A 26,097-nucleotide genomic window follows, 5' to 3' on the forward strand; every position below is an offset into this window, starting at 1 on the left:
TACTTAATTTTATGAAATGTATTTTTAATAAATACAACAGTTTTTTTTAGAATATCTAAGGTACTGAATTTAAAGAAAAGAGGAGTTTAAAGGAATAATTTTAATAAAAATTTATATGTTGTAACTACCAAATAAGTAAAATTTAATAAAACTAAACCATTCGATAATTTTTTTTTCCAGTGCTTAGAGAAAAAAATAAAGCAATTTAAAATCAATTGTGTATTTAATAAAAAAGAATAAATAGCAGTGCAATTATTTAGAAATTATATCATGTTTTATATAGCGCTTATTAATTTTTAACTTTACTATTTTTCATAAAAAACCCGCAAATTGCGGGTTTTGATCTTTTAATTTTTATTATTTAGAAAATTCTAAGCTTTTTAACTTATTCCATCCACCACGTGTAAAATCAGGAATTTCAACTGGAGCCGAATTATTATCCAGAGAAATCTCTGTCAATGGTGCCAAGCAAGACCATTCTGCTAAATCATAAACATCCATATCTAAGGGAAGTCCATTTTGAAGACAATAAATCAATCGGTAATCCATGATAAAATCCATACCACCATGACCACCAACTTTTTTGGCTTGTTCTTCAATACCTTTTACTATTGGATGTTGGTATTTTTCCATTAAAGCTTTTTTCACTTCATCAGGAACAAAACTATGTGCACTTAGATTCTCGTGATTTGGTGCTACATCTGTCCCAATACTTTTAGAATCTAATGCATAACCTTCAAATGGATATTTATTAGCAAATCCCTTAGTTCCGCTTAATTGATACATACGACTGTAAGGACGAGGCGACGTTACATCATGCTGAATTTGGATTGTCTTTCCTTTTTCTGTACGAATCATAGTCATCGTGTGGTCACCGTTTCTAAAATCTTTAACCTCTTCTCCTGTCTTTTCTTTGATAAATGAAGGATTTCCAACCGCTTTAGTATCCATAGAAACTAAGAAATTCATTTTGTCTCCACGGTGAATATTTAATGCTTGACAAGCAGGTCCCATTCCGTGAGTAGCATAGATATCGCCACGGTGTTTTTTGTTATAATCCATTCTCCAGTTGTCCCAATAAGCTCCCCAAAAAGGTTGTAATCCATGAATATAAGAACCTTCTGCATGCAAAATCTCACCAAAAAGTCCTTGCTGAGCCATATTTAATGTTGTCAATTCAAAGAAGTCATACACACAGTTTTCTAACATCATACAATGTTTGCGCGTTTTCTCAGAAGTATTGATAAGATCCCAAATTTCTTTCATATTCATGGCTCCTGGAACTTCTATAGCTACATTTTTACCATCTTTCATTGCTTGAACTCCCAATTCTGCATGATGCTTCCAATCTGTAGCAATATAAACAAGATCTACATTAGGGAGAGCTGTAACTTTTCGCCAAGAATTTTCTCCATAAAACTCTTGTGCTTTAGGCAAACCTGCTTTTTCTAATATTTTATTAGCAGACTGTGTTCTGTCTTCTAACATATCGCAAAGCGCAACAATTTCAACTCCTGGAATATGTGTCATTCGCTCTACTGCACCAGGACCGCGCATTCCTAATCCTATAAAGGCAACACGGACTGTAGGAATTGGAGCTATTGCTAAACGCAAAACATCTGTTTGTCCTTTGGCTCTTTTTGGCGTTGGGGTTTTAATCATTTGGGCAGAGGCACTAGCCCATCCTAAAAACAAAAAAGCAATTAGGAAAAATTTAGAAATTGTACTTTTCATATTAAATTATTTTATTTAGTTTTCATTAAGATACCATGCTTTTTATTAGTATCATTATTACAATTATAAAGCTTAAATTATCAAAATATAAATCTTTTTTAAGGCAAGGTTTTAAAATCTATATTCGGTTTGTTGTGTGTTATTGGTCTGGTAAATAGTGTTCCCATTTCAGTATAATCGATTTTAAATCCTCCGTTTTTGAGATAGAAACCTTCTTGGTTTAAGCCTCCTGAATAATCTTTTCTATATCCCTTTTTAGCGGTGTTATCAGCAGAGAATTTCGCAGTATTTACTTCATTCCAATTTCCTTTATCATCACAATACCATTGGTTGTAAAATACAACCATTCTAGAAAAATTACCCTGCTCAGGAATAAAATTTTCTAAAAAAGAATGAAATCTTTTTAAATAAGTTTTAGTTTGCGGACGACTAAAACTTGCTATAATTTCCCAAGTCTGAGTTTCAGGCGCAAAAAAATAGGCTGTGTACGCTGTTGAATTATTTTCTTGTGGAATGCCTCTAAGTAGAAACTTGTAAGTGTTGCCAGCTACCCAATTGTATTTTAAATAGCTTTGTCCACCTGAACCTTCATTACCAAACTCTCCTACAATTACATTTTTCCCTTTTTTTAGCAATTTTATCTTATGCGATTCTGGAATACTTTTGGGATCATCTGTGGTAAAAGGACTCCAAACAGAAAATAAAACTCTTCTTTCTTCAGCAGAGTTTACTTGAATACCAAAATAACCTTCGCCAAAACCATTTGCCATAAAGTAGGAACCTATTTTGTCTTGTCCTACAGGAACCATTAGTTCATTATAATACCATTCTGCATTTACATTTTCTAGAATTTGATAATTCAAATGCACGGATGCTCCTCTCCTGCCCCAATGATAAAAATTATCTTCATTATTTGGAACGTAATCAATTTTACCGTCAAAATCCGTACTAGTTACCACTAACGTATTGAAAGAAGGAAAATTTTTCCCTGTCTTGCTAATAGCTTTAATGGTAAGTGCTACATAACCTTCTTTTTTTATATTCCAACTGCCAATGGCTATTGATTTTTTATTTGATGATGTATTAATTTTTACTTTTTTAGCGATAGCATTAATAGCAAATTCTAATTCTGTTTTTCCTGAATCGATACTAAAATCATTTATTGCAAATTGAAAATTTCCGGGTTTCGAAATTCTAAAATAAACTGTAAAATACTCCTTTGCATCGGTCCAATTTTCTATTCCATTGTTTGTAATTACAGGAACTCCTTCTATATGCTTAGAACTGTATGCGTTTCCGGCTAAAGGAATTGCTATTTGAAAATTAGAAGTTTTTTCACTTCTTTTAAATTCAGAAAACTTATTACTGTTAGCACTAACAATTGTTACTGATAAAATAGTAAAAAACAATCCATATAAATTTTTCATTTTAAGTAATGTGCTAATTTGTTAACTATAAAAAACATCTGTCATTATTACTATTCTAAAGTATAACCTTTCTAATTTTTACATTAGAAAGGTTAAAAACTAATTAACAAACCAACAATTATGGATTCTGTGTCAATGTTCCTGGATATGCATTTATTTCCGATTGCGGTATATATTGTACCACTCTTAAACTAGAAGCGGGATAATCTACCATTGGTGTATGCGGCCCTGGATAATGACGGGTCATTGTTTGACCGTTTCTATAAACATCATACCCGCGATGTGCTTCAAAAGCTAATTCTAATTGGCGTTCTTCATCGATTAATTGAGCTGCATTTGCAGTTGTTAATGAACTATAACCTCCTCCAACAATTGCTCTTTCTCTAATAATATTTAAATTAGTACGGGCATTTTGATAATCTCCTTTTTTAGCATAAGCTTCTGCAAGATTCAAATACATTTCTCCTAATCTAGAAATAATTGGAGAGTGCAAATGAGAATCATTATTTTGTAAAGAACATTTAGTTACGTAAAACATAGGATAAACACGGTTTAATAACATCATATAATCCTTTTCGCCCACATAGGTTTTTCCCTCATAGTTTATGGAATAACTATTTTCAGCTGCATCTACTACGGTTAAATTATATCTAACATTAGCAATAGTTATAAAAAAAGAGCCATCACTATTTTTCTCTAATGGCTGTTGCAAATAATTGTAACCCGTTTGTATACCACTATTGTCTTTTAAATCGTATATAAAACGGAAAGCTTCCGTTTTTTTGTTAGACGCATCCATAGTATATTGTGGATCTATAAAAGCCCAACGTGCATCATTTTTTTTCCCTGCTTTACGCAACAAATCTAAATACTCTCCACTAGCATACATTTCGCCCCAACCTTGACCTTGTATGTTTGCGTACATACCACCCACTCCATAAAAGTGATCTTCACCTGAGAATTCTGAAGCAACCCGTTTCACTGCAAAAATAGTTTCTGTTTGTGGTGAGTCATCAGGAGCATAGGTATTGTATTTCATAAACTCAGAGCGAGATAATAAAGTGTATCTTCCGCTATTAATTACTTTATTAGAATACTCAATAGAAAGGTCAGCATACTGTTGATTTGGGTTTTGATAAGTACCACTCATGTATAAATAAACTCTAGAAAGCATGGCTTGAGCAGCTTCTTTTGTTGCATAAGCAGCATTTATGTTTTCATTCATTAGCGCTTCTCCTTTTTTCAAATCAATGATTGCTTGTTCATAAGTCGCTTTGACAGTAGCGCGATCCGGAAGTTGTAAATTATCAATACTGTTTGGCATACCATTTACGATTGGCACTCCTAAATTAGTTTCAGGAGCATCATAATAAGGTCTTCCATAAGCACGTGTTAAATAAAAATAAATCATTCCTCTTAAATAATATGCTTCTCCCAACTTTTGATCAATTTGAGTGCTTTCGCCCTCCTTTATAATTTTTATCAAATCGCTTGATTGTGAAATAATTTTATAACTATTATTCCAAAAAACAGATAATCTGTCGTTATTAGGAATGTGTTGATAGGAAATAAAAGAATAAAATGAATCTGTAGAAGTACCTCTAATCATAACATTATCTCCTGGATATTCACCAATACGATGCATTACATCAGACCAACCTTTAAGTTGAGCATAACATCCGTTTAAAAGTACATTTACCGAAGCTTCTTTGTCAGCAAGAATTTTATCTTCAGTATAAGAGCTAAATGGTTCTCTGTCCAACTCACAGGAAGACAGGAAGGTAACAGATAGAATTAATATAACTATTTTTTTCATAATTTAAGTTTAAAGTGAAACATTAACTCCTAACACAATTCTACGAGTTTGTGGATATACAGAAGTGGCAACTCCTGTCACAGAGGTTGTACCATTTACATTTGCTGGTGGAATTTCAGGATCCACTCCTGAAAAATCTGAAATTGTAAATACATTCTCAGCAGACATAAACAATCTGATATTAGTTGAATTTAATGCTTTGATAGCTGGCAAATTATATCCTAGAGTTATGTTTCTCATTTTTAAGTAAGTTCCTGTTTCCAAGAAACGTGAAGAAACTTTATTTGAATTGCTAGAGTTATTATAACTGGCTTGCGGATGTGTAGCAATATCACCTGGTTTTTCCCATCGGCTCCAGCCTTTTTGAAGATTCATTTGATTGCGATCCGTGTAAGCTCCGTCAGAATCAAACTCAGCTCTTGCATAATTGTAAATCTCACCTCCAACAGAATAGCTAAAGACTGCTGATAAATCAAAGTTTTTATAAACTAAATTAGTAGAGAATCCTCCGAAAAAATCAGGAGTATACGCTCCTTTAACGATAGGATCTTTAGCAGCTTCACTATAACTAAAAGTTTTTACGCGTTCTCCAGCAGCATTGGTTTCAAACCATTGTGGTTTTCCCGTTTGCGGATCTACACCGGCCCATTCTGGTAAGTACCAGGTATCTACATCCAGTCCTGGTTTTAATAATTTTGAGGCAGATCCAGAAATACCAGATCCATCACCCACAATTATTTCGGTTCTAGAACCATACAAACTAGTAACTTTATTTTTGTTGAATCCAATATTGGCATCCACAGACCATTTAAAGTTTTCATTATTAATAAGCTCTACATTAAGAGCAGCTTCAAACCCTTTGTTTCTAACTGCTCCAACATTTTTCCAAATACTTGTTACACCAATAACACCTGGCAAAGGAACTTGGTACAATAAATCGGAGGTGTTTTTGTCGTAATAATCCAATGTCAAATTAAAACGCTTCAAGAAGGAAATGTCTAATCCTAAACCAGTCGTAAATGTTTTCTCCCAACTTAAATCTGGATTTGATATTTGTGAAATCAGAGCTCCTGGATTTTCATTATAACCCGTAGTTAATGAATAAAGTGCTTGATGTGGATACAAACTATTAGGACGATTTCCTACAGAACCATAACTAGCTCTTAGCTTAAGATTAGTAATATAATCTGCCTTAAAAAAAGTTTCGTTGTGAATATTCCATCCACCACTTACAGAGAAAAAGTTTCCATACTGTGCATTAGGTCCAAAATTAGAAGCACCATCTCTCCTGATTGAAAACTGTCCTAAGTAACGATTGTCATAGGAATAGTTAGTATTTGTTAGTAACGATTGAACCGCCCATTGTGATCTATTTCCTTTTACTTTTTCTGGAATAGATGCCACATCACCTACAACAAATCCTGGTGCTAATCCTGTAGCAATTCCGGTGTTCCATTTAGAGTTATACTCGTTCCATTCATACCCTGCAATCGAATTAATGGCGTGTTTGCCAAATGTTTTATTGAATTTAAAAAGTTGATTCGTATACATTCTGTTATATGAAGAAGCATCTTGCTGAATTCTTCCTTGTACTGCTAATCCACTTGAAGAACGCGGATCTGAATAATACATAGACTCACCATTAGAAAAAATATAATTATTTGTAGAAGTGAAAGTAAGCCAATCATTAAATTTAATATCAAAATCAAAATTACTTCGTACATCATAACTTTGAGATTCCCCATAATTCCATTGTAGGTCATATAAATAGTTTGAGCCTGTAGTATTTACCCAAGTAGGATTAGGTTGATTTCCTACAAAAGTACCGTCTGGTAAATAAGGACTATCCCAAGGCATATTACCATACATTGCTCCCACAGAATGCTGTTTGTCTAATACGTCTTTGCGAGTTGCATTTACTTGTGGTCTAATGGTTAACCAATCATTTACTTTATAACTGACCTTCAAAAGTAAATTGTAACGATTAAAGTCATATCCTTTTACAGCACCAGTTTCATCGTAAGCGCCTAAAGAAACATAGGTTTTAAAATTCTCACCACCTCCACTTATAGAAATATTATGATCTCTTACTAAACCTGTTCTTGCTGCATTATCCCACCAATCAAAGTTTTGATTTCTTAATGCTGGAGTCCACCAACTATTAGTTGAAAATTGATTTTTATTAGGGAAAGAGTCATAAAGATCATAAAGTTCAGCACCATTCATAATTTTAAAGTTTCCCGTATTAAGAGTAGTAGCAGCCATTTTTGTAGAGATACTTATCACTGACTTACCACTTTTACCGCTTTTAGTAGTTACCACAATAACACCATTAGCACCTTGAGAACCATATACTGCAGTTGAAGCCGCATCTTTTAGAATCGTCATCGTCTCAATATCTGATGGATTAACATTACTAGATCCAGATCCTACAATAACACCATCAACAACCCAAAGCGGATCAGTACTACCGTTTACAGTACTTTTTCCTCTAATAATAATTTTTGCACTTCCGCCAGGCTGTCCTGAACCTGTATTTACATAAACTCCAGTTGCTTTACCTGCTAACAAATTTTCTACAGAAGAGGTAGTAGCGTCCAATAATTTTTTATTATCCAGAGTTTGTAAAGAACCTGTGAGGCTTTCCTTTTTTACACGGCTATATCCCATTATCACTACCTCATCTAATTTTTGACCTGTTTCGTTCAAAACTATACGAAGTGGATCATCTTTAACAGTAACTTCTTGATCTTCCATACCAACAAAAGAGACAATTAAAACTGTTACAGTGTTAGGGACGTCTAATGTAAAAACACCATCAAAATTAGTTTGTGTAGAAACCGTACTTCCTTTTGCAATTATATTAGCTCCAGGTAATGTTTCTCCGTTTTTATCATATACTGTTCCTGTAACTCTTCTTTGTGTTTGCTGAAAATTATTAGCAACTTTTAAATTAGCCTCATTAAAAAAACTATTTCTTTCTTTAATAATTATTCCAAAATTATTTTTTTCAGTTGCCGCAACCGATATAGGAATAGCGAATGCCAACATCGATAAACTCGTAAATTTTATGGCTTTATGCGTAATTGCATTTACCCAAATACGAGTTGGTTTGCTTTTGTTTAATAAATTCATACTTGTGAATTGGTTTTTGGTTAATATTCAATTTCAATAGGTTATTTTATTATTTATAAATGCAGTAAAAAAGACACTACACACTTTTATTTTTTGAAAAAAACATAATATAATCACTTATAAAACAAATACTTAATTCCTGTAAGACACAGTAATAATCATTTAAAAAGACTTTTTAATTAGCTCTTTTTTTAGGTTATTTTTTGATAGTATTTCTTTTAAGAATGACGAAACTATATATTAAAATTTAATAAAACAAGGAAACAGAACAAAAATGTGTTCGAACACAAAAAAAATTGTTATCGAACACAAAAAATCTTGTTAAAATAATTTTTATACTAATTTTTAGGATTTACTTTAAAAAAATAAGAAGAAAAAAATAAATTCGGTGATTAATTGATGCTATCCTGATTAACAAAAAAACAGATTTTGAAAATTAGGATTAAAATAAAACAATGAAGAAAAACAAAATCTAAGAAGATAGAAATCTAAAAAAAAAAAACAATGTAGTGTGTTTTGATAGAAAGAGAAAAAATGGAAATTATTTTTTTTATTATAACACAATAAGATTTCAAACTTACTATTTTTTAAATTCCAAAAAATAGGTGTGTTAAGCAACAATAATAGAGCAGAAAAATAGGTGCTGAATACTTAATATAATCACGACTAAAATTATTAGTTTGAAAATAAGTCAATTTCAAAAAATTCAAACTACACCACTGTAAAAATAGATACAATCTATTTGAGTAGCGTTCTAGTATGGAAATTACAAGTTTTTAAAGTTTTAAATATATAAGAAACAGGCGAACTATTTTTTAAGCATTATTTATTTGAATTATAAAAAGCAAAAATTCAAATTATCTTAACTACAATAAATGAAATAGGAAGTAAGAAATTAAGCCATATAAAAAATTGAGTTTTCACAATTGACGATATCAATAGGCAAAAGTGTAGTTCCTGGAATTGATTTGCCAAAAATAAAATGTTCAACCAAGCTAGTTAAAGCGAGATAAACTTGCCTTTTAGGATTTTGATGAATTAAAAAATCGATACTTCCTTGATGCAAGTAAGCAACATTTTCTTCTATTAAGTCATAACCAATAATAGCTATTTTGGAGCGTTGGGTTTGATTAAATATTTTTGCAATTTGGTATCCTTTCGAAGTGGTAACAAAGATCCCCTGCAAATTAGGATTCTCTTCTAGAAATTTTGTAAAGTTCAGTTCTATGCTAGGATTTTTTAATTTTAAAGTTATTATAGCTTCTTCTTGAACGCCTTTCTCTTTAAAAAAAGTTCTAAACCCTCTCTCTTTTTCTTGCATGTGCACCGCATTCTTAAACTTCTCATTGATGTGGATGATTGCAAATTTTCCATTATTAGCAATCGAATCTAACAACTTTGCGCCTACTCTACCACTTTGATACAAATCTTGTCCTACAAAATTTAGATCTTCTGCAGATTGCACTTGATTATTAAATGTACTAACGACAACTCCTTTTTCTTTATAAAGATTCATTGCCGTTATGGCTTCCTTGTAAAATAATGGAGCCAATAAAACGGCATCTGGAGATAAAGCTAAGACATTTTCATTAACCGTTATAAATGACTTTGTACTTTCTGGGTTAAAATAATGCGCTTTGATAGATAAATTGAATGCTTTAAATTCTTTGATAGCTTCTTCGATCCCTTTTACACATGGCAACCAATAAGGATCAAAAGAAGGATCTGGTAGTACAACAACTAGACTATAAATTTTATTGTTTTTTAAATTTCGGGCAATAAGATTAGGTTCATAATCTATTTCATTTAAAACAGCATTAACACTCTCAAAAGCTTTTGTAGAAACCTTGCCTCTTTTGTGCAATACCCTATCCACAGTTCCTTTTGAAACTCCTGCAAGCAAAGCAATGTCTTTAATTGTAAGTTTTTTATCCATCGTGAGCAAATATATAAAATCTTTATATTAAAAAATTTTGATTTTCTATTTCTATATTTTCTTATCAATCTATTTCCTGAAAACTAATTTTAATTCCAATAAAACTAAAACTTTTTACTTCATTTTATAACATTGATCATTTCTTTACAAATGAAACCCATTAAGAGTAAAAACTTTTTCCAGACCATTTTGATCTATTATTTAAAAAATTAAAATTAAATCTCGAATAAAATTCTGATTCAGTGCTATTAAAAAACCACATCTAGCATACATTATAAATCTAATCAGAACATTATTTTTAAATTAAAAACCAATATAAGGAATTAAATCAAATAAAAATGTGTTCGAACACATTTTTAGCAACTTCTCTTGTTTAATTAAAATAAAAGATATAGTTTCGTCTTTTAAACCTACTTAATGCAATTTTTTTTTGGCAAATAACAGCCTGTTTTTTCAAATAAAATACCATTTAAAAAATTATTTACTACTATTTTTAACATATTTAAAGTGAAAGAAATAATCTCAATAGCTCCCGGCAGAACTTGTCTTTTTGGCGATCATCAAGACTATCTTGGACTTCCTGTAATTGCATGTGCCATTAGCAGAAGTATAAAATTAACAGCTGTTCCAAATGATGCTGGACTATTTAAAATTAATATGATCGACATTGATCAACTCAGAATTATACCTATAGATCAATTATATGATAATTTAGCTCCTCGTGACTATTTTGCTTCTTCCTTGCGTGTCCTTAGAAGATACGGATGCATTCCAAATAGCGGCTACGATATTACCATAACAGGAAATATACCTATTAATTCTGGAACCTCTAGTTCCTCAGCTTTATTAGTTGCATGGATTAATTTCTTAGTAAATGCTTTTGGAGTTGATCCCGAAATTACACCCGAATTTATTTCTAAAATGGGTTACTTATCTGAAGTTGTAGAACATGGAGAACCAGGTGGAATGATGGATCATTACAGTATTGGCGTAGGTAATATTGTTCATATTGACACTAGAGATCCTTTTTCTTGTACAGTAATAGGCACTGAATTAAACGGATTAATTACTGGTGTTTCTGGTATCCCAAAAGAAACAATAGGATTAATTGGTGACTTAAAAGGAAATGCTCTGATGGCAATTAGCACTATTAAAGAACATTTTCCTGATTTTGATTTAAATAAAGCTGAAATTAATGATTTAGACAAATACCTTAATTATTTACCCGATCGCTTAAGTCCTTTTTTCGAAGCGGCTATAAAAAATCATCATTACACTAAAAAGGCTTTGATCGAATTTCAAAAACCAATACTAGATCTAAAAAAGATTGGAGCATTAATGAATGAACATCATGTGGTATTACGTGATTTACTAAAAATAACCGTACCAAGAATTGATGCTATGATTAATGCCGCACTAAACGCAGGTGCTTACGGGGCAAAAATTGTAGGATCTGGTGGCGGAGGAAGCATTGTAGTAATGGCAGAACCCGGAAATGAAGCTCCAATTGTAAAGGCATTACTAGATGCAGGAGCTATAGAAGCCTATGCTGTAACTGTTGATCCAGGTTCTAGAATTCAATAAATTAAGTGAAATTAAAAAAAATAATCATGCATAATAATTTAGTTATTTTAGCAGGCGGCGCCTCTTCAAGGATGAAAAAAGAAGTGGCAGTAGACAATTTAACAACCGAAGAGATTGCACAAGCAAATGAAAGAAGTAAAGGATTAATAGGTGTTGGTCCAAACGGAAGACCGTTGTTAGACTATCTTTTATTAAACGCAAAAAAAGCGGGATATAAAAACATCTACATTATTATAGGAGAACAAGGAGATTTATTTAAGGAATTCTATGGTAACAAAACCAAAAACAACAATTTTCATGATTTAAACATCTCCTTTGCAACTCAGTATATTCCAAAAAACAGAGTAAAACCATTTGGAACCGCTGATGCTTTGTACCAAGCTGTAGAGCAATATCCCGAATTAAATTCGCAGTCCTATTCCGTTTGCAATAGTGATAATTTATACTCTACCGCTGCTTTACTAGCCCTAAGAGAATCTATAATTACTCATGCATTTATTGCGTATGATAGAGATTCTATGGAATTCCCTTTAGAGCGAATTTCTCGATTTGCAATTGCAAAACTTAACCAAAAAGGATTTTTATTAGATATTCTTGAAAAACCTACTGCTGAAATTTTAGCCGAATATAAAGACAGCGAAGGCAAATTACGTGTGAGTATGAATGCTTTTAAGTTTGATGGAAAACTTATTTATCCTTACTTAAAAAATTGCCCAGTACATCCCGAAAGACAAGAAAAAGAACTCCCAACGGTGCTTTTAAATTTCTTACAGGAGCATCCTGATACAGCCTTGGGAATTCCCTTCTCTGAACATGTGCCTGATTTAACAGCCAAAGAAGATATTGCAGAAGTCAAAGAATATCTTAAAAATCATTATCCTGAATTAAATTGGGAAAACTAATGTAAGAGTAACTTCATATAGCATTCTAAATTATTATTTAAATTATTGTAAAAAAATAAATATGTCCCAAACAGAAAGTACTTCGTATAAGAATCAAAATAGTGTATTGATTCCGATGGTTATATTAACCTTGTTATTTTTCATTTTAGGATTTGTAACCTGGCTGAATGGTCCGCTTATACCTTTTTTTGAATTAGCCTGTGAACTAACCGAGTCTCAAGCCTATTTTGTGGCCTTTGCATTTTATATTGCCTACTTTGTTATGGCAATTCCTTCGTCATGGGTAATAGAAAAAGTAGGATATAAAAATGGCGTTTCGCTGGGGTTAATAGTAATAGCCTTGGGCGCATTTATGTTTTATCCTGCCGCAGAAACTAGAACTTTTTTGTTTTTTCTTGTTGCCTTATTTGTAATGGGAACAGGCTTAGCTATTTTGCAAACTGCGGCAAATCCTTATGTTGTCGTTATAGGCCCAAGAGAAAGCGCCGCAGCGAGAATTAGTATTTTAGGCGTTGCCAATAAGTTAGCAGGTTTTATAGCTCCATTGGCATTAACTGCGTTAGTGCTATCCAACATGAAAGAGTATACTGCAGAAAAAATAGCTGCACTAGATAGTATAGCAAAAACGAAAGCATTAGACTTATTAGCACTTCAGCTACAAACTCCTTATATTTATATGGGAATTGCAATTTTAGTACTCGCATTAATAATTCGATTATCTCCTTTACCAGAAATAGATTTAGATGAAGATGGTAGTGTATCAAATCAGGGTCTTTTAAAACAAATGATCAATGCAGGCAAACATCCTCAACTAGTTTTGGGTGTTATAACGCTTATCTTGTATGTAGCTGCAGAAGTTATTGCAGGAGATACAATAGGTAAATTTGGTAAACAATTAGGAGTTTATGGTGCTAATGGAGACTTTTATTTAAAATTGACTTCATTTACAATGACTGCAATGGTTATTGGTTATATTTTAGGCATAACGTTGATTCCAAAATATGTTTCTCAAGTGAATGCATTAAAAGCTTCTGGACTATTGGGCATTATTTTAGTATTGTTGATTGTATTTATTTCACCAACTATTAGTATTCAAATACCATTGATCCCCGCTTTGCCTTTAGTCGTAATTTTAGTTGCGCTTCTAGGACTTGCTAATGCACTTTGTTGGCCTGCCATTTGGCCTTTAGCGCTTCAAGATCTAGGAGGTTATACAAAAATAGCAGGTGCTATTCTAATAATGGGTATTATCGGTGGTGCAATTTTCCCTTTATTTTATGGCTTCTGGGCAGAAAGCATAAATCTAGCAAATGAGGCCAAAGGAATTACAGCAACCGCAAAAAGTGGGAATCAAATTGCTTATTTAATGCTACTACCAGCTTATATAATGATTCTATTTTTTGCTATCAAAGGACATAAATATAGAAGTTGGAGTAGATAATAATTCTAATATTATAATTTTTAAATAGTAAAAGATCATGTTAAAAAGTAAAATAGACCAAGCTACAGATTTTGAAAAAAGATTCGAAAATATTGATACTGTCGTTTTTGAAAACGCTACCGAAGCCTCTAAAGCAGTTGCGCAACAAATTGCAACTATCATTAAATCTAAGCAACAAAAAAACGAATCTTGTGTTTTAGGTTTAGCTACAGGTTCCTCTCCTAAGGGTTTGTATGCCGAATTAGTTCGTTTGCATAAAGAAGAAGGGCTCAGTTTTAAAAACGTTATCACATTCAATCTTGATGAATACTATCCTATGGAACCCGACTCTATAAATAGTTACGTTCGCTTTATGAAAGAATTGTTATTAGATCACGTAGATATTTTACCCGAGAATTATAATATCCCTGACGGAACCTTATCAAAAACAGAAATTGCAAGGTATTGCGCTACTTACGAGGAAAAGATTGAAAGCTTAGGCGGAATTGATCTGCAAATATTAGGAATTGGAGGAAACGGACATATTGGTTTTAACGAATCAGGGTCATTACAAAACTCAAAAACCAGATTGGTAGCCTTAGATCACATTACAAGAGTGGCTGCTAGTAAGGATTTTTCTGGCTTGAATAATACTCCTAGAACAGCCATTACATTAGGAGTAAAAAAAATAATGGAAGCTAAACAAGTCATTTTGATGGCTTGGGGAGAAGGAAAATCAAACATTGTAAAAGCCTCTGCCGAAGGAACTGTTACCAACCAAGTTCCTGCTTCCTTTCTGCAAGAACACAATAATGCTGTTTTTGTATTGGATAAAGAAGCGGCATCAAAATTAACGAGAATCAATAGACCGTGGCTCGTTTCTACAATTGACTGGACGGAACAATTGACTCGGAAAGCTGTTTTAGGATTAGCACTCGACCTTAAAAAACCAATTTTAATGCTTACTGATGCTGATTATATCGAAAACGGAATGAGCGATTTGTTGGCTGATTCTGGTCCAGCTTACGACATCAACATTAAAATTTTTAATAATTTACAAAACACTATCACTGGATGGCCTGGTGGAAAACCAAATGCAGAGGATATAAATCGCCCAGAAAGAGCAGAACCAGCTAGAAAAAGAGTCCTTATTTTTAGTCCACATCCTGATGATGATATCATTAGTATGGGAGGAACTTTTATGCGTTTGCAACAACAAGGCCATGAAGTTCATGTTGCCTACCAAACTTCTGGTAATATAGCCGTTGCAGATGATGAAGCCTTGCGGTTTGCTCGTTTTGTATGCGATTACAATGATAAATTTTCAATAAAAAGTCCCGAAGCAGATCAGATTTATAAAAATGCAACAGCCTTCCTTAAAAATAAAAAGAACAGCGAAATAGACATTCCAGAAGTTCGCTATTTAAAAGGTTTAATTCGAAAAGGAGAAGCACGTTCTACCAGTAATTTCGTAGGATTAACAGATGATAAAATTCATTTTATGGAACTCCCATTTTATGAAACAGGAACAATAGAGAAAAAACCTCTTGGACCAGAAGACATTCAATTAACGATGGATCTCATTGAAAAAATAAAACCACATCAAATATATGCTGCTGGAGATTTGGCAGATCCACACGGAACTCATAAAGTATGCTTAGACGCTATTTTTACTGCGGTAAAAAATCTTAAATCCAAAGACTACATGAAAGATTGCTGGGTTTGGCTCTATAGAGGCGCTTGGCAAGAATGGGGAATTGATGAAGTCGAAATGGCTGTTCCTATGAGTCCTGATCAAGTATTAGCAAAAAGACACGGGATTTTTAAACATCAGTCCCAAAAAGACGGTGTTGTATTTCAAGGATCTGATGCCAGAGAATTTTGGCAAAGAGCCGAAGATCGAAATAAAGAAACAGCCGAATTGTACATTCAGTTGGGATTATCCAATTATGCTGCAATGGAAGCTTTTGTGAGATGGCATTATTAATAATTAATCTAAAATTTAAATAATAAGCGATCAAAAACTATTTAATATTTATTTTTAAATTGAAAAAACCGCATATCCTTTAGCCTCTTTTTTGTATTTTAAGAGAATGATAAAGTGATATGCGGTTATTTTTTATCAATTTAATAGTAAACAAATTAGTCACTAATTTTTTAAAATAGATTATTCTCCAGAAATAATACAATTAAAATTTACCCATTTATAAAGTTTAAAAAAAGTCTATAAAGAAATTGATATTGTTAAATTTATTTTTACATTTGCGTTATTCTTATTTGTTCTAAATAAAGAAAGATAATTCATTACTAAATTGTTTTACAATGCCTAAAAAAATATTAGTTTCATTAGCCTTGATCGTTAGTTTTTTTGTTTCTGCACAAAAAAATAGTCTTTTAGAACCTTCATTCTGGAAAACAGCTCCTACAATTACAACTGTAAAAGCAGAAATAGAGAAAGGAAACAATCCTTCAGAAAAGACTAAAAATGCTTTTGATGCTGTTGTATATGCCATAAATAATGATGCACCTGCAGCAACAATTCAGTTTCTAATAGAACAACCCGGAAATGGTGTAGAAAAATTGACACACGATAATAGAAGTTACCTGCATTGGGCAACCAACAAAGGAAATTTAGAAATTGTAAATTATTTAATTACAAAAGGGTCTGATATTAATTTAGAAGATAGTCATGGCGCTACTCCTATTACCTTTGCTGTAACAAATGCGCAAAGCAATACCGCAGTATATAATGCTTTTTTAAAAAAAGGATTAGATCCAAAGAAAAAATACAAAGATGGAGCTACTCTTTTATTAATGGGGATTTCTAACGATAAAGAATTAGCCTTAAGCAATTACTTTATTTCAAAGGGATTATCTTATAAAGATACCGATAGCAATGGCAATACTGCTTTTAATTATGCTGCAAGAAATGGAAACATAACGATTTTAAAATCTTTACTTCAAAAAGGAGTAAAATATACTGATAATGCGTTAATTATTGCTGCAGAAGGTTCTCGTCGGGAAGCTAATACTTTAGAATTTTACAAATATTTAGTAGAAGACTTAAAATTAAAACCAACAGTAATTTCAGCAGACGGACAAACAGTATTACACCATATTGCTCGCAAGCCCAATCAGACAGAGATTATTAACTATTTTATAAAAAAAGGAGTAAATAGTAATAAAGCAGACAATGATGGCAATACTGCTTTGATGAATGCAGCTGCAGCAAAAGATACTGAGGCATTAGAATTACTATTAGCAAATACAGACAATGTAAATGTTCAAAATAAAAAAGGGGAATCTGCTTTATCATTTGCAGTTCTATCTGGAACGCCTCAGTCTGTATCACTTTTACTTAATAAAAAAGCAAATAGTAATGTTATAGATAAAGAAGGTAATAATCTAGGGTATTACTTAATTCAATCTTTTCGTCCTCAAACATTAGAGCGCGGAGCAGTAATTACAACTATTTCTAAAACAGATCCTTTTGATGTGAAATTAAAATTGCTACAAGAAAACGGATTAAACATAGCACAAGTTCAAAAAGACGGAAGTACTTTATACCATTATGCGGTTGTAAAAAATGATTTAAATTTGCTTCAAAAAATCAGCACCTTAAACATTGATATCAATGCCAAAAATAAAGATGGATTAACGGCCTTGCATCGTGCGGCTATGATTGCAAAAAATGATACTATTTTAAAATATTTACTATCTATAGGAGCAAAAAAAGACATTAAAACGGACTTTGACGAAACAGTTTATGACCTAGCCAAAGAAAACGAAACCGTACAAAAAGACAATATTTCATTAGAATTTTTAAAATAAAAAAATGAACTCATTATTTAAAACAGCACTATTATGTGCATTTATCAGCCTTATTTCTTTTCAAGCTACTGCTCAAAGCACTAAATATAAATGCATGCTTCAAATGTCTAATTACATGGGCGAAGGTGCTTATGTGGTGGTTTCTTTAGTAAATGCAAAAGGAACTTATGAAAAAACCCTTTATGTAATGGGAGAAGATAAAAAATGGTATAAAAGTCTGAAGGAATGGCATAAATTCTACTCAAAAAAACCAACGAATATTAGTGCTATTACGGGCGCTTCTGTAACTGGCGGTGATCGTAGCATTACTACTATAGAAATTGAAGATTCTAAAATAAATACTGGTTATAAACTGCGTTTTGAATCTGCTGTAGAAGATCAAAAATACAACACAACTGATATAGAAATTCCACTAACTACTGCTGCAATGTCCGAGAAAACAGAAGGTAAAGGTTATATTCGTTATGTCCGTTTAAGCAAAATATAATAGTACAATTAGATGACTCTTTCATTTTGGAGGTATTCACACCTCGCTTTGGCGGTATTCTCGTCCCTATTTTTAGTTTTAGCTTCTGTTACAGGTTCTATTCTTGCTGTAGATGCGATTCAAGAGCAACTTCCAAATTATAAGGTTGAAAATTTTGACGCGATCACATTAACTAAAAGTTTGCCTAAGCTACGTGCCATTTACCCTGAAATAAATGAAATTCAGATTGATCATAATCAGTTTGTAAGTATTCAAGCAATTGATTCTTTAGGCAATGAAGTAAATGCTTATATCGATCCAGTAAACGGAAAAGTGATTGGTTCAATATCAAAAAAAAGTGATTTCATTCAATGGATTACTGCTTTGCATCGTTCCTTATTTTTACACGAAACGGGGCGTATATTTATAGGTATTAATACCTTTTTTCTCTTTTTAATCGCTATTTCTGGAAGTGTTTTAATTCTTAAAAGACAAAAAGGATTGCGCAGTTTCTTTTCTAAAATTGTAAAAGAGAATTTTAGCCAATATTATCATGTTTTCTTAGGGCGAATAGCCTTAATCCCCATCTTGATTATTGCACTCTCTGGAACTTATTTGTCTATGGAGCGTTTTCATCTTTTTGATAATAAAAAAGGAAGCGACACAAAAATAAATACAGTTTCTACTAAAGTTGTAAAAAAATTCGATTTAAAACACACTCATTTTTCAGCTGTTACTAAAATCATATTCCCTTTTTCTGACGATAAAGAGGATTATTACACGTTTGAATTAAAAGATAGGAAAATTGAAGTAGATCAATATTCAAATGAAATTATAACAGAAAATATTTTCCCCAGAGCTGTTTCATTAACCAATCTGAGTTTGGATTTGCATACAGGTAGATCGAGCATAATTTGGGCAATTATACTTGGATTAGCTTCTATAAATATTGTATTTTTTATTTATTCTGGTTTTACAATGACGCTTAAAAGAAGAGCCAATCGTATCAAGAATAAATATAAAGCTACTGAAAGCAAATATATAGTATTAGTTGGTTCAGAAAACGGAAGCACCTTGCGTTTTGGTAATGCCATTTTAAAACAACTAAATGATCAAGGTGAAAAAGCCCATCTTGCAGAATTAAATAGTTATACCAATTATCCTAAAGCTGCTCATCTAATTATTCTTACTTCTACTTATGGCTTGGGCGATCCGCCATCTAATGCCACAAAATTTATATCTCTTTTAGAAAAAAATAAGCAACAACAACAAATTAATTATTCGGTAATTGGTTTTGGTTCTACCTCTTATGCTGATTTTTGTGCTTATGCTAAAGCCATAGATAGTTTACTAACCAAACAATCTTGGGCAAATCGCTATATAGAATTACAAACTGTGAACGATAAATCAGCACATGAATTTGTAAACTGGGTTCGATTATGGAATGTTCAAAGTAATATATTATTTGCTTCTACTCCTTCTTTATACAATCATATTCCGAATGGCTTAGAAAAATTGGTGGTTTTAGACAAAACCATGGTTTCAGAAAAAGATCAAACTTTTTTACTCACTTTGCGAGCAGGAATTCGAAGTAAATTTACCTCTGGTGATCTTTTGGCAATTTATCCCGCGAATGACAACAGGGAACGCTTGTATTCTATTGCTAAAAATAATGGAAATATTCAGTTAGCAATTAAACTACATCCCTCAGGACTTGGTTCTAGCTATTTAAATGAGCTGAAAGTTGAAGAAACCATTAAGGCTCAATTATTAAATAATAAAACTTTTCATTTTCCTAAAAAAGTAAAAAAAATAGCGCTAATATCAAATGGAACTGGAATTGCACCTTTCCTTGGAATGATTTCACAAAACAAGAAAAAATCCGAAATTCATTTGTACTCTGGTTTTCGCCAAAACACCGCAATTACCACTGTCTATCAAAATTTTGCTTCAGAAATGAAACTTAAAAACCAACTATCTAACTTTCATATAGCTTATTCTCGCGAAGAAAATCATCAATATGTAATGGATCTTATCAAAAGAGATTCTGAATTCTTTGCCGATTTATTAATAAATAATGGTTCAATAATGATATGCGGATCACTAAAAATGCAATTTGACGTCGAAAGTGTTTTAAATTCTATTTGCTTAATCCAAAATAAAACTCCTCTCTCTGAATATAAAACTAGAGGTCAGATTCTAACCGATTGTTATTAATCTAAAGCTGAAAATGAAATTTAGTACTAACTATTACATATTAATACTGCTACTCTGCTCTTTTTATACACAAGCTCAAGTGCTGCGAAAAAGAACTACATTATTGATGGGCGGCCGTTTTGATATCACTCTAGTTGCCAAAGATTCCTTAACAGCCGAACAAAGCATTGATGAGGTTATTTCCGAAATTTCCCGTATCGAATTTTTAATCTCAGATTGGAAGCCTACCTCTCAAGTATCAGAAATTAATCAAAACGCAGGAATACGACCTGTAAAAGTCGACAAAGAAGTTTTTGATCTAACTAAAAGAGCCATTCATTTATCTCAAATCACTAACGGTGCGTTTGACATTAGCTTTGCAGCAGTAGATAAAATCTGGAAATTTGATGGCTCCATGAAAGCCATGCCTTACGAAGAAAGCATTAAAAAATCAATAGAAAAAATAGGCTATAAAAACATCATTTTAGACAGTATAAACAGCACCGTTTTTTTGAAATTAAGAGGAATGAAAATTGGTTTTGGCGCACTTGGTGAAGGCTACGCCACAAATAAATGCCAAGAAATAATGCAAACCAAAGGAATTCTATCCGGAATCATAAATGCCACAGGAGACATGAGTGTTTGGGGTACACAACCCAACGGAAAACCGTGGAATGTTGGTCTTACTAATCCTTTTCATCCCAAAGATCTGTTAGCGATCATCGCACTAAAAAATACCGCAATTACCACCTCTGGATCCTACGAAAAATTTGTTGTTTTTAATGGTAAACGCTATTCTCATATTATTAATCCAATAACCGGTTATCCTGCAACGGGGTTATGCAGTGTAACTATTTTAGGACCAAATGCAGAAATAGCCAATGGTTTTAGCACATCGGCTATGGTTTTAGGAAAAAAAGATGCAATAAAATTATTGAATAATTTTCCTAATTATCAGTATCTTTTTATAACGGATTCTGGAAAAATAATAAAATCTAAGAATTTCCCAAAGTATCAACGAAAGAAATAAAATACTACTTGGCCAATCTACTTTTTGATTTTTAACATCTCAGCAAAGTGATTGTTATTTTTTAAAGATAATAGGAATTATTCATTTAGAAACGAGTCAATAAAGTAGCTATTTTATTAAGTAAATATTAATTAATTTTTCTGAATTGATTTGAATAACTATCTATATTTGATTAGTAATCTTTAAGATATCAAAAAATAAAAATAATTTAATATTTATAAAATGAAAAAAATAATAACAGTAATTGCCATTGCATTCTTTACTATTAATCTGAGTGCGCAAGAAGTAAAAACTACTAAAGAAAAAGCTAAAAAAGAATCTTGCTGTGCAAAAAAAGAGAGTAAAACTATGAGTGCATCAGAAATTGCCAAATGTCAAGCCAAATGCAAAGCAGAAGGAAAAAAATGTGATTCTGGTTCTGGAAAAAAATGCTAATCTATACCATTTGTATTTAATATATATATAAAACGCCTCTACAATTAGAGGCGTTTTTATATTTTAAAAGCTAGTTGTCAATCGTATGAACTGGTTTTATTTAACTCGAACACTCCATTCAAAATCCATTTCAGATACTTGAACTCCTTTTTCATCAGTTCCAATTGATTTCATCCAGAAGGTTTTTCCTTCACCAGTTGCTACAGTTTCCTGTATTGCTTTTTCTATAAGATGTCCATCATTACATACAAAAGTAATTCTACCGGTTGCTTTTTTTGTAAAATTCCCTTTATTATTCGCGACTAACATAGAGATTTTCCTTCCACTCTTTTGAATTTGAAACATTACTAGAGCACCAGTAGAAAGCTCTGCAGCCATAGCTTGCACAGCAAAATACATGGAATTAAAAGGGTTCTGGTTAATCCATCTGTGTTTTACAGATACTATGCATTTGTTCTCATCTATATTTTTTACGCGAACACCACAAATAAATGCAGAAGGCAATTTGAACAATAGAAATTTATTAAGTTTTGATACGGTAAGTTTCATTATCAGTGGTTTTTTTGCTAAAATACAAAAAAATAGTATGCGTACATACAAAAATACATTTGTTAAATTTGTGTTAAATTTAGGTACTATGCGAAACAAGATACTGTCTTTTGAACATATATTTGCATAAGAAATTACTAGGTAAGCTATCTGGTACTAAAAAAAAGAGTTTCAATCATCATCATCAAAAAATCAAAACCATGGAATCAACAACTGAAAAAAACATTGCCACATTTACGCACTTGAGTGCCTTAACGAAATACTTTATCCCTTTTGGAAATTATATTTTTCCTATAATATTGTGGACCAGTAAAAAAGACAAATCTGAACTTGTAGATGAAAGCGGAAAACAGATTCTTAATTTTCAATTGAGTTTATTACTTTACTCTTTAATACTACTTGTAATTGCAGTTCCCACTTTTTTAGTTACGCTATTTAAAAACACTTCTTTTCAAAGCTTAAACTATAACAATGATTTTGAAATCTCAAATTTTAACTTTGAAGGTAATATCGGTTTACTAACTTTAGGATTTACATGTTTGCTGATTTTTGCCCTTTTAAAAATATCAGAATTCTTTTTAATCATTTATGCTTCTATAAAAACATCAAACGGCGAAAAATATAAATATCCTATCACAATCCCATTTATAAAATAAAAAACGATCTCATCATTCGTATCATGCAAAATCAATTTTCATCTTGCCAAGAAATAATGCTGGCACATCAATCAAAAAAAGAACAGTTTAATCAACTAAAACAACAAATGAATTATGAACATTGAAAACACAAAAGCCCAAATGCGCAAAGGGGTTCTCGAGTTCTGCATCTTATCTGTATTAAAAGAGAAAGATGCCTATACATCGGAGATATTAGACACTTTAAAAAACGCAAAATTACTAGTGGTTGAGGGAACAATTTATCCGCTACTAACTAGACTTAAAAACGACGGATTACTCAACTACCGTTGGGAAGAATCAACCTCTGGACCACCCAGAAAATATTATGGACTAACCGAAATAGGACAAACTTTCTTAAACGAACTTAATGGTACTTGGACAGAACTATCCGATGCCGTAAACCTTATAACCAACCAAAAACAATAGTCATGAATAAAACTGTAAATATAAACTTAGGCGGAATGTTCTTCCATATAGATGAAGATGCATACCAAAAACTAACTCGTTATTTTGACGCTATAAAACGTTCTTTATCAAACTCATCTGGTCGTGATGAAATAATAAAAGATATTGAAATGCGCGTTTCAGAATTATTACATGAAAAACAAATTAGTGATAAACATGTTATTGTTTTAAAAGATGTAGATGAAGTTATTGCTGTAATGGGACAACCCGAAGATTACATTATAGAAGAGGAAAATACAAGCAATACTTCCTTTAATAATTCGGATACTAGAGGAACTAAAAAACTGTATCGTGACAAAGAAAAAGGAATGATTGGTGGCGTTGCTTCTGGTTTAGGATATTATTTTGGAATAGATGCCGTATGGATCAGAGTGGTACTTATTCTATTAGTGTTTGCTGGATTTGGAACTGGTATTTTAGCTTATATCATTCTGTGGATTGTAACTCCTGAGGCAATAACTACTTCCGAAAAACTAGAAATGACTGGAGAACCAGTAACTATTTCCAACATAGAGAAAAAAGTTAGAGAAGAGTTTGAGAATGTTTCAGACAAATTCAAAAACGCAGATTATGACAAATACGGCAATCAAATTAAGAGTGGTGCTGGTAAATTAGGAAATTCATTAAGTGATTTCATAATGACTCTTTTTAATGTGTTTGCAAAATTTCTAGGAATAATTTTAATCCTATCTGGTTTAGCAATGATTATCGTTTTTTTAGTTGGCGCCTTAACTTTAGGTTCTACTAATTTTGGAAACTTTCCTTTTCACCAATTTATTGAGTCAGGAAATTTTACAGATTATCCGATTTGGGTTTTTGGAGCATTGGTTTTTATAGCAATAGCAATTCCAAATTTCTTCTTGATACTTTTAGGATTTAAATTAGTGTCACCTAACATAAAATCAATAGGAAGCATTGCTAAATATACTTTATTAGCACTTTGGATAATTGCAATGGCGTTGTTAATTTCTATTGGAGTTAAACAAGCAAGCGCATTTGCAGTAGATGGTAGAGTCGTAAAAAAAGAGATCTTAAATCTAAAACCTACTGATACTCTATTTATAAAGTTTACGCACAGTGATTATTTCGCAAAAAACATTAATGATCGCAATGACTTTATAATTTCACAGGACTCAACAGGAACAGATGTAATTTATTCGAATGAAGTTTCTTTAAAAATAGAAAAAACGAATGAAAAACTACCTTATATTCAGATTGAGAAAGAAGCAAAAGGAAAATCATTATCTGAAGCCAAGAAAAGAGCTGAACAAATTAAATACAGCTATAAAATAGAAGGAAGTCATTTAATTTTAGACAACTATTTGTTAACAGATTTAAAAAACAAATACAGAGATCAAGAAATTGAAATCACTTTATATTTACCAAAAGGAACTTTATTAAAACCGGATGAATCTTTGCGAAACTATGACCGTACCGATGCAGATTACTTTTTATGGAATCCAGAATCTAATACCAATGTTTACAAAGTTGAGGAGAACAAAGTAAGATGTTTAAATTGTGATACTGAAGAAGACTATAATAGTGATTACGATTCTGAAAATGATACTAAGCAAACCTCAATAACTATCAATGAGAATGGGGTATCAGTCAAAGGAGATACTATAAAAAATTCTAAAAAAGTGTTTAAAGAATTAAAAATAAATAAAGACGGTATAATAATTAAAACTAACTAGTCATGCTAAAAATTTTAACATTAATCACAAAATTTATTTTAGTAACCTTAACCGCACTGTTGTTTGCATCTTGTAATTATTCTATAAATCTCAAGTCAATTAAAGGCAGCGGAAATATTACTACTGAAAAAAGAAATGTAGAAAGTGATTTTACAAGTATTGAAGTAAACAATTCTATTGAGGTTGTAATCGAACAATCGAATACTACAGAAATAATAGTTGAAGCTGATGATAATTTGCAAAAACACATCACTACAAAAGTAGAGAATGGCACACTTATTATTTCATGCGATAAAAATTATCTAATCGATACGAAAACAAAAAAAGTAAGTGTTAAAATGCCGATTATTGATGAATTAGAAGCTACTAGTAATTCAAAAATCACCAGCAAAAACACTTTAAAAGGAGAAAACATTCGTTTAAATACTTCTAGTGCTGCACGTATTAACATCAATATTGAATCGGATAATATTAGTTGTGATACCAGTAGCGGAAGCATCATTATACTTAATGGTAAATCATTAAAATTAGAAGCAAATGCATCTAGTGGAAGTGAAATAATTGCTGTAAAGATGCTTGCTAATGAAGTTATTGCAGATGTATCTAGTGGAGCAAGGATTAGTGTTCATCCAATTGTTAAGTTAAATGCTGAAGCTTCTAGCGGAGGAAGTATTACATATGACATTCAGCCTAAATCGATATCTAAAAATACAAGTTCTGGCGGAAGTATCGATCAAGAATAAAAAAAAGCAAGTAAATATAAAAAAATCATCCATCAAAAAATGGATGATTTTTTTATA

At 31.9% G+C, this 26,097-nt stretch carries 19 protein-coding genes; 13 read left to right on the forward strand and 6 right to left on the reverse strand.

Annotated elements, in window-relative coordinates; all coding sequences use genetic code 11:
- Nucleotides 1-357 precede the first annotated feature (357 nt).
- The 5 genes from MW871_RS07465 to MW871_RS07485 all read right to left on the reverse strand — a co-directional run bounded on the left by MW871_RS07465 (nt 358) and on the right by MW871_RS07485 (nt 10,048).
- A complete protein-coding gene (locus tag MW871_RS07465) occupies nt 358-1,734 on the reverse strand; it encodes a Gfo/Idh/MocA family protein (protein ID WP_248428118.1) in 1,377 nt (458 codons plus the stop codon).
- Nucleotides 1,735-1,832: 98 nt separating this feature from the next.
- A complete protein-coding gene (locus MW871_RS07470; RefSeq protein WP_248428119.1) occupies nt 1,833-3,161 on the reverse strand; it encodes a DUF3472 domain-containing protein in 1,329 nt (442 codons plus the stop codon).
- Between the two features lie 118 nt (nt 3,162-3,279).
- Nucleotides 3,280-4,977, reverse strand: a complete 1,698-nt coding sequence (locus tag MW871_RS07475) for a RagB/SusD family nutrient uptake outer membrane protein (RefSeq protein WP_248428120.1) — start codon at nt 4,975-4,977, stop codon at nt 3,280-3,282.
- 9 nt (nt 4,978-4,986) lie between these two features.
- Nucleotides 4,987-8,112, reverse strand: a complete 3,126-nt coding sequence (locus MW871_RS07480) for a SusC/RagA family TonB-linked outer membrane protein (RefSeq protein WP_248428121.1) — start codon at nt 8,110-8,112, stop codon at nt 4,987-4,989.
- A gap of 895 nt (nt 8,113-9,007) precedes the next feature.
- Entirely contained in the window at nt 9,008-10,048 is a 1,041-nt protein-coding gene (locus MW871_RS07485) for a LacI family DNA-binding transcriptional regulator (protein WP_188049754.1), read from the reverse strand.
- Between the two features lie 507 nt (nt 10,049-10,555).
- Here MW871_RS07485 and MW871_RS16365 point away from each other — a divergent pair.
- The 9 genes from MW871_RS16365 (at nt 10,556) to MW871_RS07530 (ending at nt 21,912) form a co-directional block, all read left to right on the forward strand.
- Nucleotides 10,556-11,632: a mevalonate kinase family protein gene (locus tag MW871_RS16365; RefSeq protein ID WP_248428122.1), complete on the forward strand. Its 1,077-nt coding sequence runs from the start codon at nt 10,556-10,558 to the stop codon at nt 11,630-11,632.
- Nucleotides 11,633-11,658: 26 nt separating this feature from the next.
- Nucleotides 11,659-12,534, forward strand: coding sequence for a sugar phosphate nucleotidyltransferase (locus tag MW871_RS07495; RefSeq protein ID WP_248428123.1), 876 nt, complete (start codon nt 11,659-11,661; stop codon nt 12,532-12,534).
- A gap of 61 nt (nt 12,535-12,595) precedes the next feature.
- The gene (locus MW871_RS07500; RefSeq protein WP_248428124.1) at nt 12,596-13,975 is read left to right on the forward strand and encodes a sugar MFS transporter; all 1,380 of its coding nucleotides are present in this window, start codon (nt 12,596-12,598) and stop codon (nt 13,973-13,975) included.
- Between the two features lie 37 nt (nt 13,976-14,012).
- Nucleotides 14,013-15,941 carry a glucosamine-6-phosphate deaminase gene (gene nagB, locus MW871_RS07505; RefSeq protein WP_248428125.1) on the forward strand — a complete coding sequence of 643 codons (1,929 nt, stop codon included), beginning with the start codon at nt 14,013-14,015 and terminating at the stop codon, nt 15,939-15,941.
- A gap of 335 nt (nt 15,942-16,276) precedes the next feature.
- Nucleotides 16,277-17,785, forward strand: a complete 1,509-nt coding sequence (locus MW871_RS07510) for an ankyrin repeat domain-containing protein (protein WP_248428126.1) — start codon at nt 16,277-16,279, stop codon at nt 17,783-17,785.
- A 4-nt stretch (nt 17,786-17,789) separates the two neighbouring features.
- Nucleotides 17,790-18,272 carry a DUF2271 domain-containing protein gene (locus tag MW871_RS07515; RefSeq protein WP_188049749.1) on the forward strand — a complete coding sequence of 161 codons (483 nt, stop codon included), beginning with the start codon at nt 17,790-17,792 and terminating at the stop codon, nt 18,270-18,272.
- A gap of 12 nt (nt 18,273-18,284) precedes the next feature.
- Nucleotides 18,285-20,468 (forward strand): PepSY domain-containing protein, encoded by a 2,184-nt coding sequence (locus MW871_RS07520; RefSeq protein WP_248428127.1) that lies wholly within the window; start codon nt 18,285-18,287, stop codon nt 20,466-20,468.
- Nucleotides 20,469-20,481: 13 nt separating this feature from the next.
- Complete coding sequence (locus tag MW871_RS07525; protein WP_248428128.1) at nt 20,482-21,477, forward strand: FAD:protein FMN transferase; 996 nt, start codon at nt 20,482-20,484, stop codon at nt 21,475-21,477.
- A 222-nt stretch (nt 21,478-21,699) separates the two neighbouring features.
- Complete coding sequence (locus MW871_RS07530; protein WP_188049747.1) at nt 21,700-21,912, forward strand: hypothetical protein; 213 nt, start codon at nt 21,700-21,702, stop codon at nt 21,910-21,912.
- Nucleotides 21,913-22,008: 96 nt separating this feature from the next.
- On the opposite strand, the gene MW871_RS07535 is transcribed toward MW871_RS07530, so the two are convergent.
- On the reverse strand, nt 22,009-22,461 hold the full coding sequence (locus MW871_RS07535) for a DUF4442 domain-containing protein (protein WP_188049746.1): 453 nt from the start codon (nt 22,459-22,461) through the stop codon (nt 22,009-22,011).
- A gap of 200 nt (nt 22,462-22,661) precedes the next feature.
- On the opposite strand from MW871_RS07535, the gene MW871_RS07540 reads away from it, so the two are divergent.
- The 4 genes from MW871_RS07540 (at nt 22,662) to MW871_RS07555 (ending at nt 26,040) form a co-directional block, all read left to right on the forward strand.
- Nucleotides 22,662-23,117: a DUF4870 domain-containing protein gene (locus MW871_RS07540; RefSeq protein WP_188049745.1), complete on the forward strand. Its 456-nt coding sequence runs from the start codon at nt 22,662-22,664 to the stop codon at nt 23,115-23,117.
- 114 nt (nt 23,118-23,231) lie between these two features.
- Complete coding sequence (locus MW871_RS07545) at nt 23,232-23,564, forward strand: PadR family transcriptional regulator (protein WP_091205948.1); 333 nt, start codon at nt 23,232-23,234, stop codon at nt 23,562-23,564.
- Nucleotides 23,565-23,566: 2 nt separating this feature from the next.
- Nucleotides 23,567-25,297: a PspC domain-containing protein gene (locus tag MW871_RS07550; protein WP_248428129.1), complete on the forward strand. Its 1,731-nt coding sequence runs from the start codon at nt 23,567-23,569 to the stop codon at nt 25,295-25,297.
- A gap of 2 nt (nt 25,298-25,299) precedes the next feature.
- A complete protein-coding gene (locus tag MW871_RS07555) occupies nt 25,300-26,040 on the forward strand; it encodes a head GIN domain-containing protein (protein WP_248428130.1) in 741 nt (246 codons plus the stop codon).
- Nucleotides 26,041-26,097: the final 57 nt, after the last annotated feature.

The organism is Flavobacterium pygoscelis (assembly GCF_023162025.1).
GTDB lineage: Bacteria > Bacteroidota > Bacteroidia > Flavobacteriales > Flavobacteriaceae > Flavobacterium > Flavobacterium pygoscelis.